The following is a 14,860-nucleotide window of genomic DNA, read 5'->3' as shown; positions in this document are numbered from 1 at the left end:
GTTTTGTACGTTATTCATCGAGCCATAATCCAATTTCGTGGGAGATTGCGTTCATCAATACCTGTACCCCGCAAACCAACTCTTCCAGCTCCTCCGTCTGCTTCAATCGTGCGGCCGATTCGAGTCTGGCGGCCTGTACTGCCAGCTCTTGCAGCCCCACCATGCGTGCGGCCCCCTTGATACGGTGGGCAGTTTCTACCAGCGCCTGAGTATCGTGGCAAGTCAGTGCCACCATCATATCCTTGCCATCCTGACGGTTGGAATCGAGATATTCTTTTGCCATCGCCCGAGCAGCCTCCTCATCACCAAAGAGCCCTTGCCAGCGTTCCGCCTGCTCGGCGATTTGCTGCTGTTCTGCGGGTTTTTCTGTTGAGACTGTAGCCACATCAGTCAGCCAATGTGCCAATAGTTGACGCAGGGTCTCGAGGGGATATGGCTTGAACAGCATGTCGCTCATGCCAGCCTCAACCATCCGCGCACTCGCCTCTTCCGAAGTATCAGCCGTTACCCCGATTATGGGCGCAGTCACTCCCTGGGCTCGCAGCGCTCTGGCCAGACTATAGCCATCCATCACCGGCATATGACAATCGGTCAGCAGTAGAGAGAAATCCTGCCCCTGCCATGCCCGCAAAGCCTTCTCGCCATCTTCAACCACCTGCGCCTCTATCCCGAGAATGGCGAGCTGTCTGGCCAGCAGAGCCCGGTTGACCGGATGATCGTCGGCCACCAGCACCCTACCTCCCAGCTTCTCCCCGAGTGCAGTGAGCATGGGGGTAACCTGCTCATTGAGCAATTCGTTGCAACTCTCCAGCAGCAGATCCGGATAGAGAGGGGAAAGTCCCAGTCGCCACCAGTGAGCATCACCGAGACGCCCGCGGAGCGCCTCGCGGGGAGACACAATGATCCCTTTGAGAGCCCTTTGTTGAAGCCAGCTTTGCCACTCGGGCCCCAGCGTCTGCTCCAGCCAAAGTTCGTCTGCCAGCAGCAATCCCTGCAAATCATCGCTGAAATTCGACGCTTCAATGGGTTTGAGCTTGGCGCCAAGACGTCTCATGGCCATCTCCAGCACCGGATCGTTGCTGAAATACCACCACTCGCTCCCTGCCAAAGCTGGCAGGTCCCATTGTGGTTTTTGCAGCGGTACGGTGAAGGTAAAACTCGACCCCTCACCCGGCTTGCTGACCAGATGCAGGTTGCCCCCCATTTTCCGCACCAGCTGATCGCAGATGGCCAGCCCCAGCCCTGTACCACCGAAGCGGCGATTGATGTCTGACTCCACCTGTTCAAAAGGAGTGAAGAGCAGCGCCTGCTTCTCTTCGGCAATCCCGATACCGGTATCGGCGACCATAATGCTCAACAACCCGTCTAGGTAGTTAACAGCAAGAGTGATGCTCCCCTGCTCGGTGAACTTGACGGCATTGTTGAGCAGATTGGAGATAACCTGCCCTACCCTGACGCCATCCAACTCGGCCTGATCGGGCACGGATTGCCCCCACTCCAGCACCACCTGCAACCCTTTGCTATGCGCGAGCGTCGCATGGCCACGGATCGCGTCACAAATAACGGATTGCACGCGACAGACCTGATAGTGCAATCGCAACTGGCCAGCCTCTATCTTGGAAAAGTCGAGGATGTCATTCACCAGATAGAGCAAGTTGTTGGTTGAAGTGACGACATTGCGCACCATGTAACGCTGATCGTCATCCAGCTCGCTCATCTGCAACAGCTCCAGCATGCCGTGCATACCGGAGATGGGGGTCCTCAACTCGTGACTCATGGTGGCGAGAAAGCGGCTACGCGCCTGCATGGCCTGCTCGGCGTAGGCTTGTGCCTCGCGCAACTGGTGCTCCTGCAGCTTGAGCGCCGTAATGTCCTGGATCACCCCGTTGAGGATCAGCTCCTGTTGTTCCTGACGCACGAAGCTGCCGCGTACCTGCAGATAGCGATCCCCCTCCGGCCGCTCGACCTTGACCTCCAGATCAAGCGGGGCCAGGGTCTCGGCATGATTGGCCACCTTGCTGACAAAGTCCTGCAGCGCCTCCTCGGTAAACCCGAAGATCTCTCCTCCCGACTCGGCAGCAAAAAGATCCTGATGGCTGACCCCCAGGATCTCGCGAGCCCCCTGGGAAGCATAGAGAAAACGTCCCTTGCCCGGTCCCTGCCACAGATACTGGTAGACAATGCCCGGCATACTGTCGGTAATCTGGGTCAGGCGGATTTCCGCCTTGCGTGCCCGCGCTTCCGCATCCTTGATCTGGCTGACATCGGTGAGCACGGTCAATACCCCAAGCATCTTGCCTGCCGGGTCGCGATAGGGGAGTTTGGCGTACATCACATGAAATGGTGAACCATCGGCACGCACACTGTTGCCCGCCCCCTCCAGCTGGCGACCGCTCTGCCAGACGGCACGCTCCTCCTGCACCATCTGGCGACGAACCGGCTCGGGCATGTGTGCGAGATCGTCTCGCAGCTGCCCATCATGCTCGATGAAAAAGGTCTCGCGGTAGGCTTGATTGCAAAGGGTAATACGCTGCTCGTTGTCACGCAGCGCCACCATGGTCGGCAAGGAGTTGAGCAGTGTCTGCACAAAAGAGAGCTGCTCATTCAACTTGCTTTCCGCAACCTTGCGCTGGGCAATCTGGCGGCGCAGGCTGCGCGCCCACAGCAACACCAGCAGACCTGAGGTACCAAGCGCCGCTACGGCAAAGGCCAGCCATTTGTATAGAGGGCTATTGTCCACCGCCATATTGACCGAGATGTTGAGCCAGCGGCGATCGAACAGCTGCCACTCTTCATCGGTAATGGTCTGCAGCAACTTGTCCATAATCCTGGTCAGCTCGGGCTGTGCAATATCGACCGCCATACTGATCGGCACCGAAAATTCGGGGCTCCCCAGCACAACCTGATACTTCTCGTTGAATCCTTTCATCGCCTGCTGGCCAAGGTTGGTCATGGTCAGCAGTACATAATCGACCTTGCCCGAGTCGAGCAACTTCAGAAGATCTGCATCGCGGCCAACCTCAACAATCTTCCCGCCAAAGTTGCGAATCAACGATGCCTCGTAGGAACCTGTCACCCCCCCGATCTGACGCCCCTTTAAATCAGCCAGAGATTTCAAGCTGCGAGCACCGATCCTGGCAACGATGTAGCTGTCAAACTTGAGGTAAGAGGAAGTAAAGGAGGCGAACTCCCGCCGATCCTTCAGGGGAGTCATCAGGGGGATCAAATCAATCTTGTGCGCTTGCAGTAGTTCGATGGACTCTTGCCAGGTGCGGGTCGGAACCAGTTCAAACCGGACACCGGAACGCAGGCTGATAAGCTTCATCAGGTCAGCGGCATACCCGTGCAATTTCCCCTCTTCATCGATCTCGCTGATACCGGAAAAAGAGGGCGCTACGGCAAACCGGATCACTTTTTTCTGTTTTAACCATGCCATCTCGGCAGGCTCCAGCAGCAGATCGACCTTGAAGCGGCTATCCCCCTCCGCCAGGCGCAGGCGGGAATCGGTCACCGGGATCCTCTGATATGCCTGCCAGATCCGCTCTGTCAGCTCACTATTATTTGCACTGGTCGCAATCGTCAGGGCGCTGCTGCTCAACCAGCGAGGTGTCGCAATACCCATGGTGTCCGGGAGGCGCTGCAGCTCCCGCACCAGAATAGGACCCAGCGCCAGATAACCATCAGCCAGACCCAGCTTGACCATATAGGTTGCCTCATCACGGCTCTCGACCTGGGTCACGTTAGGCATTCCCAGCGATGCCAGCTCACGGCAACTGCCAAACCCGCGGATACAAACCCAGCGCATTTTTTTTGCCTGCTCGATCGTTAACCGCTGGTTGGGATGTTGCATCAGGATAGCGCGGCCATAAGAGCCGAGGTGACCGATATGGTTCACCCCCTCCACCGGCAAGGCATCAAGCTCCACCCCGACCAGCACATCAATCTGTCCCTTCATCAGCGCTTCCTGAGCTTCGATATAAGAGTTAAAGGAAACGCAACGCAGCGATAATCCCATCTCTACAGCAATGCGCAGGGCCAGCTCCTTGAGCGGCCCCGCGTACTGTTTCGATGGCACCTCGTAGATAAAGGGGGGATAACCACCACGGGGGACGCCCACCACCAGCTCCTGAGAGAAGCCCTGCTCATCAACCGCTCTTTGTTCCTCTTCGGGCGATGACTCCGCAGCAACGTGCCAACTCAGCAGAAACAGTGAGCAAAAAATCAGTAGGAGATGACAAGCGCGAGACATGAGCTATTTGTCCTGATGAGTGAGGCCAATACGATTCATCCTCGACCCTCTAGATAATGGCTCTAGCCGGTGAGAAAACAAACAGTTCCGCTATAAACGGGGCCAAGAGGATAGAGGGATATTGGCTGAATGTGAATAAACAATCCTTTTTAAAGCAAAAAACGTGACAGATTTTGGTCTGTCACGTCATTTTTTCGCAACGTTAAAAGATTGGGGGGGCACAACGCCCCCACCACATCAGGTTATTCGATTCCCAAGCCGGAAGCCTGTTTGATACTCGCGCTCACGGATATGGGAGATCTGTCCCTCATACCCTTCCAGACCGATATCTTTCAGCAGGGCAGGCGAGAGATTGATCACGGCGAGACGACGCTCGACCTTGGCGATCCGCTTTTGTACCAAAGACTCGACGCTACGCAGTAAAACCAGTTCGATAGACATGACATTCTCCAGTTGAACATGCGGTTCTCCCGGAGAAAGTGGATATCACCCTGCGGGACAAACCGCGGGTGATAAAAAGACAGGGGTTACCTGTTTACGCCACGCGGTAAAAGAGCACGAGATTTCACGCCGCACGCAGTGCCGCGAGAGAATGCAAGATTTAGCATCTGATGGTGCATTTTCGTCTCCTTACCGGATAAAAGTTGAACAGGTTGCAGCAGTCTAAAAAAACTCCGAATTTAACACAAGCCTCTTGCGGCTCCTTTTTAAACGTTTTTACGGCATTTTATGCTGCCCGCAAGGGAGTCCGAGTCATCAGATCCCCGAGAGCAGCCGGTACTCTTCCAGCACATAGGTATCCGTCATGCCGCTGACGTAGTCGAGCAGCAGGCGTACCCGGTAGTACCACTCCTGCTCCTGCTCGCAGACAAAACGCTCGTCCCGCACGGCCACTGCCAACCGATAGGCCTTGATATGGCGCGCCGAGAGCCGGTGATAGAGGCGGCGAGCAAAGAAGAGTTCACTCCCCCCCTCGCCCGCCAGCAGACGGGAAAATTGCTCGGATGGCATTGCCAGCAGGCAGGAGTAGGTGGCGAGCACACCGCGCAGGGCGGCATAGCCTTCCAGTTCGAGCGCCTCTACCTCGGGGCGCATGAAGACCTGCGCCCGCGCAACCTGCTTGAGGATATCGAGCACCCGCGCCGCGGGAGCCTGACCGTGGAGCAGGGCCTGCGGATAACTCCCCTGCAGGATCGCCTCATGCTCGCTGATATAGGTGCTGGCCGCCAGCGCCACCAGATCTCTGGTCAACCGGTGACGAAAATGGGGGAAGAACCCCCAGCTGGAGCGCTGTGCATCACCAAGCAGGGTCGTCATGTAATCGCTGCCATCAGCGCTGCAGAGGGCCGCCAGCAGCTCATTCAGGGTGAGAATGCGCCTGTCTACCGCATCCTCCAGATCAGCGATGCAGTAGGAGATGTCATCTGCCGCCTCCATGATGTAGGCCAGCGGATGGCGGCAGCCTGGGGCCAGCCCCAGACTCTGGCCGAGGGCGCGATAGAGGGGCTGTTCACTGAAGAAGATGCCGCGCTTGCTGCTCCAGCCATGATGCTGGCCGTAACTCACACCGGGTTGCGGCTGCTGCGGGTATTTGCACAGCGCCCCCAGCTGGCCGAGGGTCAGGTTGAGTTCGTGCAGGCTGTGTACCAACCGCAAGCTCTGGGCATTGCCGTCAAACAGCAGCAGATCCTGACGCAGCTCCGCCCACTGGACCGAGGGGGGCAGTGCCAGTGCCAGCTGATAGAGGGGATCGAGCATTTCACCGAGCCACTGGCTCATCACCTGCTCGCCGAAGTGGCCGAATGGCGGGTTGCCCACGTCGTGCAAGAGGCAGGACATCTCCACCAGATTGATAAAGGCCCCCTCGCACACCACACCGGCTGGCAATTCCGCCAGAATGCGGCGACTGATCTGGCGGCCGGTCTCCTGCACCTCCAGCGAATGGGTGAGACGGCTGCGCACCGAGGCTTTCACATCGAGCGGAAAAACCTGGGTCTTCTGCTGCAACCGGCGCACCGGCGCCGCCTGCACTATGCGGGCACGATCCAGCTCGGTCGCCTCCAACAGATCCTCATTTCCCCATGGGTGAATGCGCTCGGGGGTGATCAAACGGCTATACATCCTGTGGCTCCTTGTCCGCGGCTCCCATTAGATTCAAGACAACAACCAGCGGCGCAGACGGGCGATATCGCCCGGATATTCCCGACGCAGCGTCTCAATCCAGTCTTCCACATTCTCCCACCAGGCGGGATGATCCGGGCTCTGGATCAGTTGCGCCGTCTGCTGCAGGCGACGCAGGCCGATGGAGCCTGCCGCCCCCTTGATCTTGTGCGCCTCCTCCACCACGCCAGCCTGATCCCGCGCGATCATATTGGAGTCGAGCACCGCCATGTAGTCGGGCATCATCTTCTCGAACAGCTCGACGCTGGAGAGCAGTACCGGCTTGCCCACGGTATCGGCATAGTCGGTGAGGAAAGGGAGATCCAGCAACGCATCCTGAGCCACCGCATCAGCCTGCTCGTCCGCCTCGTCGTCGGCCAGATCGGCAAACAGGTGACCAATCACCTCACGCACCGCCTTCGAGCCGAGCGGCTTGTTAATCACATCGCGCATACCGCGATCCAGATAGTACTGGCGATCGCCGGTTACATTGGCCGTCAAGGCAACCATGGGCGGCAAACTTTCGCCGTAGCGCTCGAGCAGGGTTGCCGCCACATCGAACCCGGTCATGTCAGGCAGCTGGATATCGAGCAGGATGAGGTCGAAATCATCCGGGTTGGCCATCGCCAGCGCCTGGGAACCATCGCGCGCCACCTTGACCTGATGGCCGAGCTTGTTCAGCAGGGCGCAGGCAACCGTCACATTGAGCTCGACATCCTCCACCAGCAGGATGTCGAGGGAAGGCATCTCCTCCTCCGGTTCAGGCAACGCCTGTTCGACACAGGCGACCTCCAGCTCGGCGGTGAAGCAGGAGCCTTCACCCGGCTCGCTATCCACGTAGAGCTGGCCGCCCATGGCCTGTACCAGCTGACGGGAGACCGCGAGGCCGATACCGGTACCGGTAGCGTGTTTTTTGCCCTGCACCTGATAGTACATGGCGAAGATCTTCTCCTGCTGGGCGCGGGGAATGCCGACGCCGGTGTCTTCCACCTCGAAGTGGAGCGCCAGCTTGCCCGGCTCGTCGGCAGGATGGGAGAGGCAGCGCACGGTGACGCCGCCCTCATCGGTAAACTTGACCGCATTGCCCACCAGATTCCACAACACCTGACGCAGTCGGGTGCCATCCGCCATCACGAACTGCGGCATGTCGCCATCGCGATCAAAGTGCAGATAGAGCCCCTTCTGCTCCGCCTGAATGCGCGACAGCGTCTCCAGCTCATCGAGGAAGGCAGGCAGGTCGATCCGGGTTGGCGCAATTTCAAGCCGGCGCCGATCGAGTTTGTCGAGATCGATGATGTCGTTGAAAATGTTGCCGAGGGTGACCGCACTTAAGTGAATGGTCTTGAGCTGCTGGCGCTGGCTCGGGTCGAGCGGGGTATCCATCAGCATCCGGCTCAACCCCACAATGCCGTTGAGCGGGGTACGCAGCTCGTGGCTGATGGTGGAGATGAAGGTGGTCTTGTCGCGGCTCGCCTTCTCCAGCTTGTCCTGATACTGCTTGCGTTCGGTGATGTCACGGCCAAAACCGAGCAGACCGAGTCGCTTGCCGAAGCGGTCGAAGAAGGGCACCTTGCGCAGCTCGAAGTAGGCCTTGCGACCATCGGGGTACTCCAGCCACTGCTCATAGGTGAGCGGCTCGTTGCTGGCAAAGACCTGGCGGTCGGTCTCCACCACCTTGTTGGCGATCTCCTGCTTGTAGACATCGAACGGGGTAAGGCCAATCAGCTCGCTCTCTGCCTTGCCGGTCAGCTCCTCCATGGCGCGGTTGCAGCCGGAGAACTGCTCATCCTCATTGCGGTAGTAAACCAGATCGGGGGAGCAGTCGATAAAGGAGCGCAGCAGAGCGGTGCGCTCTCCCAGATGAAGCTGGGCCTTTTCCCGCTGGAACACCTCGTTCTCCAGATCCTCGATGGCCTGCAGACGCAGACTCTCGGCCCGGTTGGTCTCGGCGATCTGGCTGTTGAGGCGGCTGATGTTCTCCTGCAGCTGATTGTTGAGCTCGAGATCCCGCTCGCGCATATCCTGCAGCTTGCGCACCATCCGACTCAGCCGTTGGCGAGAATCCTCCAGCTGATCCACCACGATGGAGAGAAAATAGACCGCCCAGGGGGTGACCAGCAGGCCAAAAAACACCGAGCGCACGAAATCGATGACATCGATACTGCCCCGCAAAAACAGGGTGACCCCCATCTGGATGGCGACCGCCAGCACTATGATGCCGGTGGCCAGAAACATGCTGAAACGCACCAGCCCCAGCTTGGTCATCAGATCGACGTAGTATTGCGCCCAGGATTTAATCTGCTTCATCTTGTTGTTTTCTCCCCGATATTCGCCGGACAGAATACCAGCACAACGCGCTTAACTCTTGTGTGATAAGCCAATAATTGGATATTCCTGTATCATATGTGACCATTGCACTCACCCGGGCAATACCAAGGTGACATCAGCAGCACGAACATCCCGGGCTTTACACCTCAACAGTTTGATATATCAGGAGTCTTTTGATGCGCAATCTCACCTTGCTGGGCCTCGGCCTGCTTGCGAGCCACGCTGCATACGCCGATCTGGGCGAAATTCCGCGCCAGTCCGGTTGGTCCGGCTTCCTGCTGGGCGGCGTCAGCGCCACCAGCTACAAGTCCAACTTCTATGCAGGTGACGACAACCACAGTCGCATCAACGATCTGGGCTCACCGGATAGCGAGAACAAGCTGACACCGCTCATCAACGCCGATATCCGCTACACCTTTGCCGATACCCGCACCCAGATCTTCCTCGGTAACCTCATTCAGGATGCCATCCGCTTCGACTTTACCCAGCAGTTCGGTCTGCGTCAGGAGATGGGCGACAAGGGAATCGTCGCTACCTCGCTGGTATTCAACGCCATGCCGGTCGAGCTGTGGAGCGATCCTTTTGCCACCGGCGTGGATCGCAGCTCCACCGACCTGAAATCCAAAGGGGCGCGTTTCGCCTGGGACAAGATCTGGGGCAGCAACTTCAACGGCAGCATCACCGCCCGCAGCATCGACATGGATGATGAGCAGAGCGGCCAGCAGTATGACCGGGTTCATGGCACTCACTACGCATCCATGCTGGATCGCAATGGCAAGATGTATGACATGCAGCTCTCCTACAAGTGGACCTTCGCCGACGGTCAGGCTCTGGAACCTGCGCTGATCTACAAACAAGCCAACCTCGATGGCAGTGCCGAGAGCTTCGAAAACACCGGCCTGCAACTGACCTATGCCAAGCGTGGCCCCCAGTGGTCCATCGTCAGCAACGTCTATGCCGGCAAGCGCAAGTATGACGAAGCCAACCCCATCTTCGGCCAGCGCGCCGATGCGGACGAATTCGCCATCAACGGCACCTTCTTCTGGCACAGCCTGTTCGGGGTGAAACCGCTCAGCGCGACCTTTACCCTCTCCTATGCCAATGCCAGCTCCGATATCGGCTTCTACGATACCGAAGCGAGCCGCGTCAGCACCGGTCTGCTCTACAACTTCTAACCTCAGCAAAGCCGCGATAAAAAAGGCCACCCCATGGGTGGCCTTATCATTGCTGCCGTAGACCTGCTTCAGATACCGAGCGAGTCGAGCAGATCATCGTGGTCGTTGCTCGCGGCTGGCGCTGCTGCAGGCGCCGGTTTGGCTGCGTCTTGCTTGGCCTGGGCGATCAACGCATCGGGATCCAGCTCCTCGTGCTCCATCCCTTCATTGTGAATACGGATGAACTCGGTCTTGTCCATCGCCAGCTCCAGATAGAAGATGTTGTTGCGAGCGGTGAAGAAGGTGACGCGGCGGGACTCCGGGCTGTCGAGATTGGTATCGACGCTCAGCATCACCTGCTTGTTGAGGGCCAGCATCTTCGGCTGGTTCTGGGTGATGTGAGTCTGCAGATCGCGGCCCACCTTGACGGTGAAGCTGCCGACGATCTGGTTCATCAGCTCGCCCATCACGTTGCTCACCTCGTCCGAGGTGTGGGAGATGGCGAGATCCTCCTTGGAGAGCCCCATGCTCAGCATATAGCTCTCATAGAGCTCCATGGCGGCAGCGGCGGAGAAGTTGATCACTACCAGACCGGAGAAGCCGCCATCGAACAGCACGAAGCAGCCGATATCGGGCTTGAGGCAGGTCTTGCTGATCCGCTGCACCATACCGGAAAAACGTACCTGACTCATGGTCGCGGCACTCAATACGTCGGTTACCGAGTTGCACAGACTGAGCAGTACATCCTCAGTCGTCAACACGACGTCATCATCGGATCTTGTAACTATCATGTGTCCTTCCTGAACATCGAGAATGGGCTTATCTATACCATAACTCTAACAGATGGCGCGGCCAGAAGACTGAAATAGCGACACGCCTCTCAGTTGACTCCGTTATCAGCAGCCACAGGGGTGAAACCGCTCAGCTTGGCGAGCCGGGCACGCCATGTATCGGCCTGCTGCGCCAAAACTTGTGGCTCGTAAGGAACGACCGGATGAGCTCCCCAGATGGGGCCAGGCCAGGCGGCATCGGTGGCGAAACGGGCGACATGATGCATGTGCAGCTGCGGCACCAGATTGCCGAGCGCACCGATGTTGATCTTGTCCGGACTGAGGGCCTGCTCCATCAGGGCCGCGACGGCGCAGGACTCCTGCATCAGCTGTTGCTGCTGCTCCGGTGCCAGATGGTGGATCTCGTGCAGGTTATCTACTCGCGGTACCAGAATCAGCCAGGGGTATTGACTGTCTTTGGCCAGCAGGACGCGGCAAAGCGGCAGATCGCCAAGCCAGCAGGTATCGGCCTGCAGGCGGGAATGCAATTCAAACATGAACACCTCGTTGAGTACGATGAAGAGGGCATCCGACAGGGATGCCCACGTTACTGCAACGGGCGGCAAACTTAAAGCTGCGGCACGGCCCAACTGATAAAGCGCTTGCGCAGGGCCGGGTCTGCCTTGAGGAACAGCTGCTGCAACTGCCCTTCCAGCTCGCTGGCAGCCACAACAGGTTGAGAGCCGCCAGATACAGCATTGATTGACGGAGCCGCAACTACTCCCACCTTCAGTGCCGCCTTGCCACCACTGCGGTTGTATTCAGCCAGTTTCCCGTTCCAATCCACCCCAAGCAGCATACCGCTGGTCACCAGTGCATCCTGCTGGATGGCAAGTGCCCGGCCACTCTCCTGCAACGCCACTGCGGGCGATTTGGCATAGGCCTCCATCCCCTGCTCATCGGCCGGTACGCTCGCCACCAGTTGCAACCGCTGGTTGCTCGCCTGATAGCGCACAACCTGCGGCTCGGAGCGAACCTGCCGATCATTCTCGCTGCTGCTACGGCTGGGGATGACCCCCTCGAAACGCACCAGCAGTTGCTGCTCCCCATCGCTCAGGGTGGCGTGCTGCTCATCCTGCAAGGTGCCGCTGCTCACCGCGAGGATGCGGAAATTCTCCGGCACGCTCACCCCGACCGCCGCCTGCACGCTGGCGGTGCCGCACAGCAACGCCAATCCCGCCCATCTCCAATGCTTGTTCATCGCTTCTCGCTTCCTGATGCCGACAATGGGCGCAGGGTAGCAGCCGAAGATGACAGAAAAATAACGCAGTCGGGCCCCATTCTGGGCGACCGGTGGGATGTGCCCTCTTACAGCAGATAACGGGGATGATCGGCAAACCACTGGGCCAGCACCTGTTTGAACAAGCGGATCTTGCGTGGCACCCGCCGCTGCTGGGCATGCAGCACATGAAGCTGGTGCAGGCCGCTCTGCCAGTCGTCGAGCACGGTCACCAGCTCTCCCGTCGCCAGCAGGGCATCCACCGCCACCAGCGGGCATTTGGCATAGCCCATGCCTGCCCGGGCCAGCTCAATGACGGTACTGTATTGATTGGCCCGCACCCTGCCCTGCACCAGAATATGGGCCTCTTCGCCCTTGCGGCTGAAGTGCCACTGCTCCCAGGCCGGATTGCTCCCCATGGGCAGGCAGGATAGTCCCCCCAACTCATAGGGGGTTGCCGGTTTTCCCTCTCTCGCTACCAGAGCAGGGCTGGCCACCACCACATCCTTAAGCCGGCCAAGGGGGAGTGCGACCAGATTGTCCGGCACCTCATTGATGGCGCGCAGGGCGATGTCATTCTCCCCCTGGCTCATGTCGACCACCTGATTGGTGAAGTTGAGCTCGACCGCCACCCCGGGACAGAGCGCGGCAAAGCGAGCGATCAGCTCACTCACCATGCGATCGCCGGTGCTGATCGGGCAGGTGAAGCGCAGTCGTCCGCTATCCTCTTCGGTCAGCGCCTGAATATCCTGCTCCGCCTGCCGTGCCAGCGCGAAGATCTCGCCCGCCTGCAGATAGAGGGTCGACCCCGCCTCGGTCAGACTGAGCCGGCGGGTGGTGCGTTGCAGCAACTGGGCGTTGAGGGAGGACTCCAGCGCGCTGACGTGGCGACTCAGCATCCCCTTGCTGACCCCCAGTGCATCGGCGGCGGCAGAGAAACTGCCCCGCAAAACCACCTCGTAAAAGCTGGCCAGATGGGCGATATCCATCATTAGCTCCAATATGGAAACAATGGGTTTATTTTACGCGCTTTTTCTCTTTTTTTGTTGCACTAGAATCAACACATCCCAACCAGGAGTGACAGATATGAAGATTGTGATTGTGGGTGCGTCCGGCACCATAGGTTCTGCCGTCAGCGAATTGCTCGCCAAAGATCATCAGGTGATCCGGGTTGGCCACAGCCAGGGGGATGCCACGGTCGACATGCGCGATCCCGCCTCCATCAAGGCGCTGTTCGCCGGGCTGGGCCAATTTGATGCACTGGTAGTGGCCAGCGGCAACGTGGCCTTCAACGCCCTGACCGAGATGACCGACGAGCAGTGGCAGGTGGGGCTTGAGAGCAAGCTGATGGGCCAGATCAACCTGACCCGCGCCGCTATCCCCCATCTGAGCGACAAAGGTTCCATCACCCTGATCAGCGGTATCCTGAGCGAAGAGCCCATCAACTGGGGGGCGAGTGCGACCACCATCAATGGCGCCGTCGAGCACTTCGTCAAAGCGGCCGCCTGCGAGCTGCCCCGCGGCCTTCGCATCAACGTGGTAAGCCCGACCGTGCTGGCGGAGTCGATGGACAAATACGCCGACTTCTTCCCCGGTTTCGTGCCGGTGCCCGCCGCCAAAGTGGCGCAGGCCTACAAGAAGTCGGTGCTGGGCATCCAGACCGGTCAGGTGTTCAAGGTCAACGGCTGATCGCCGTGCGCCGGATAGAAAATAAAACGGGCCCCGCAATGGGGCCCGTCTGTTTCTCTGCGCCTCTTCTTCACCATCGGCAAACGTTTGTTTCTTGATGGCAAAAAAGAGCGCAACCCTTAGTCGATCAGGCCGTACTGCGTGCGCAGGATATCGATGATCTCCTGCTTCGGGTTGGCCGACAGTTCCAGCTTGTGACCGATGATCTTCTCGGCGATCCCGACATAGGTGCTGGAGATATCCATCATCACTTCGGTCGGCAGCTTGTTGTCGCGGGCCAGGGCAAAGCGTTCCGGCATGCGGTTCTTGTTGAGCAGGATGTCCGGATCCGGGAAGTGGTTGAGCAGCCACTGACGGAAACCCTCTTTCGACTTCTCGACGATCTGGCCGTCGCGCAGGGCGGCGCCATCCCAGATGCGGGAGCTGTCGGGGGTACCCACTTCATCCATGTAGATGAGCTTTTCGTTGCCGGCGGCATCGTGGACGTAGCCAAACTCGAACTTGGTATCGACGAACACCTGATCCAGCTCGGCCAGCGCGTCGCTGATGACGTTGAAGCCCTCTTTGAGCAGCACTTCGTAGCGGTCGATATCGGCCGGCTTGCTGAAGTTGAAGCCCTTGTAGTGGCGTTCGATATCGGCACGGGAGACGTTGACGTCATCGGCTTCCGGCACACCATCCAGTCCTTTCAGCACGCCCTTGGTGGAAGGGGTGATGAGGATCTCCGGCAGCTTCTGATCCTTCTTGAGCCCTTCCGGCAGGGTGATGCCGCAGAACTCGCGCTCGCCATCCTTGTAGGCACGCCACATGGAACCTGTGATGTACTGGCGGGCGATCGCCTCGATCATCACCGGACGGGCTTTTTGCACGATCCAGACGAAGGGGTGCGGGATGTCGAGAATGTGGCTGTCGGCCAGCCCCTTCTCCTTGAACAGCTTGAACCAGTGGCTGGAGATGGCGTTGAGCGCCGCCCCTTTGCCCGGTACGCCGTTCAGCCCGTTCACACCTTGCCAGATGCAGTCGAAGGCAGAGATCCTGTCGCTGATCACCATGATGGCGAGCGGCGCATCCGCTGGCACGTCATAACCCTTCTCGCGAATGAGGCGGGCGCTGTCTGCGGCGGTCAGCCAGTAGACGCTACGCACTTTACCGGAATGGACAGGCTTATCGGTACGGATCGGCAAATCGTCATTCACCGCCAATACTTGGTCTGCAAGACTCATGGCTAATA

Annotated in this window: 11 protein-coding genes; 2 read left to right on the top strand and 9 right to left on the bottom strand. The window is 58.8% G+C overall.

Annotation, left to right across the window (positions count from 1 at the left end; genetic code table 11):
- Positions 1–10 precede the first annotated feature (10 nt).
- The 4 genes from AAHA39_RS17125 to arcB form a co-directional block, all read right to left on the bottom strand.
- A complete protein-coding gene (locus AAHA39_RS17125; protein WP_320655332.1) occupies positions 11–4,249 on the bottom strand; it encodes an ATP-binding protein in 4,239 nt (1,412 codons plus the stop codon).
- 237 nt (positions 4,250–4,486) lie between these two features.
- The gene (locus tag AAHA39_RS17120; RefSeq protein WP_033114907.1) at positions 4,487–4,690 is read right to left on the bottom strand and encodes a hypothetical protein; all 204 of its coding nucleotides are present in this window, start codon (positions 4,688–4,690) and stop codon (positions 4,487–4,489) included.
- Positions 4,691–5,005: 315 nt separating this feature from the next.
- Entirely contained in the window at positions 5,006–6,370 is a 1,365-nt protein-coding gene (dgt, locus tag AAHA39_RS17115) for a dGTPase (protein ID WP_320655334.1), read from the bottom strand.
- A gap of 33 nt (positions 6,371–6,403) precedes the next feature.
- Entirely contained in the window at positions 6,404–8,716 is a 2,313-nt protein-coding gene (gene arcB / locus AAHA39_RS17110; protein ID WP_156852481.1) for an aerobic respiration two-component sensor histidine kinase ArcB, read from the bottom strand.
- Between the two features lie 197 nt (positions 8,717–8,913).
- Here arcB and AAHA39_RS17105 point away from each other — a divergent pair, with 197 nt between their 5' ends.
- A complete protein-coding gene (locus AAHA39_RS17105; RefSeq protein ID WP_071914428.1) occupies positions 8,914–9,912 on the top strand; it encodes a DUF2860 family protein in 999 nt (332 codons plus the stop codon).
- 68 nt (positions 9,913–9,980) lie between these two features.
- Here the strand turns inward: AAHA39_RS17105 and AAHA39_RS17100 are convergent, their stop codons facing one another.
- The 4 genes from AAHA39_RS17100 to AAHA39_RS17085 form a co-directional block, all read right to left on the bottom strand.
- The gene (locus AAHA39_RS17100) at positions 9,981–10,682 is read right to left on the bottom strand and encodes a DUF3334 family protein (protein ID WP_033114911.1); all 702 of its coding nucleotides are present in this window, start codon (positions 10,680–10,682) and stop codon (positions 9,981–9,983) included.
- Positions 10,683–10,771: 89 nt separating this feature from the next.
- On the bottom strand, positions 10,772–11,218 hold the full coding sequence (locus AAHA39_RS17095) for an HIT domain-containing protein (protein WP_320655340.1): 447 nt from the start codon (positions 11,216–11,218) through the stop codon (positions 10,772–10,774).
- Positions 11,219–11,289: 71 nt separating this feature from the next.
- Positions 11,290–11,922 (bottom strand): DUF2057 domain-containing protein, encoded by a 633-nt coding sequence (locus AAHA39_RS17090; protein ID WP_320655342.1) that lies wholly within the window; start codon positions 11,920–11,922, stop codon positions 11,290–11,292.
- 107 nt (positions 11,923–12,029) lie between these two features.
- A complete protein-coding gene (locus tag AAHA39_RS17085) occupies positions 12,030–12,929 on the bottom strand; it encodes a LysR family transcriptional regulator (RefSeq protein WP_104015691.1) in 900 nt (299 codons plus the stop codon).
- Between the two features lie 97 nt (positions 12,930–13,026).
- Between AAHA39_RS17085 and AAHA39_RS17080 the strand changes: the two genes are divergently transcribed.
- On the top strand, positions 13,027–13,629 hold the full coding sequence (locus tag AAHA39_RS17080) for a short chain dehydrogenase (protein WP_043851805.1): 603 nt from the start codon (positions 13,027–13,029) through the stop codon (positions 13,627–13,629).
- Positions 13,630–13,748: 119 nt separating this feature from the next.
- Here the strand turns inward: AAHA39_RS17080 and AAHA39_RS17075 are convergent, their stop codons facing one another.
- Positions 13,749–14,852, bottom strand: coding sequence for a phosphoribosylaminoimidazolesuccinocarboxamide synthase (locus tag AAHA39_RS17075; RefSeq protein WP_165791387.1), 1,104 nt, complete (start codon positions 14,850–14,852; stop codon positions 13,749–13,751).
- Positions 14,853–14,860 lie beyond the last annotated feature (8 nt).

The sequence above is a fragment of the Aeromonas sp. SE22 genome (genome assembly GCF_038739755.1).
Lineage (GTDB): Bacteria > Pseudomonadota > Gammaproteobacteria > Enterobacterales > Aeromonadaceae > Aeromonas > Aeromonas jandaei.
Note: the sequence above shows the minus strand (reverse complement) of the source record. Positions and strands in the feature narration are given on the sequence as shown.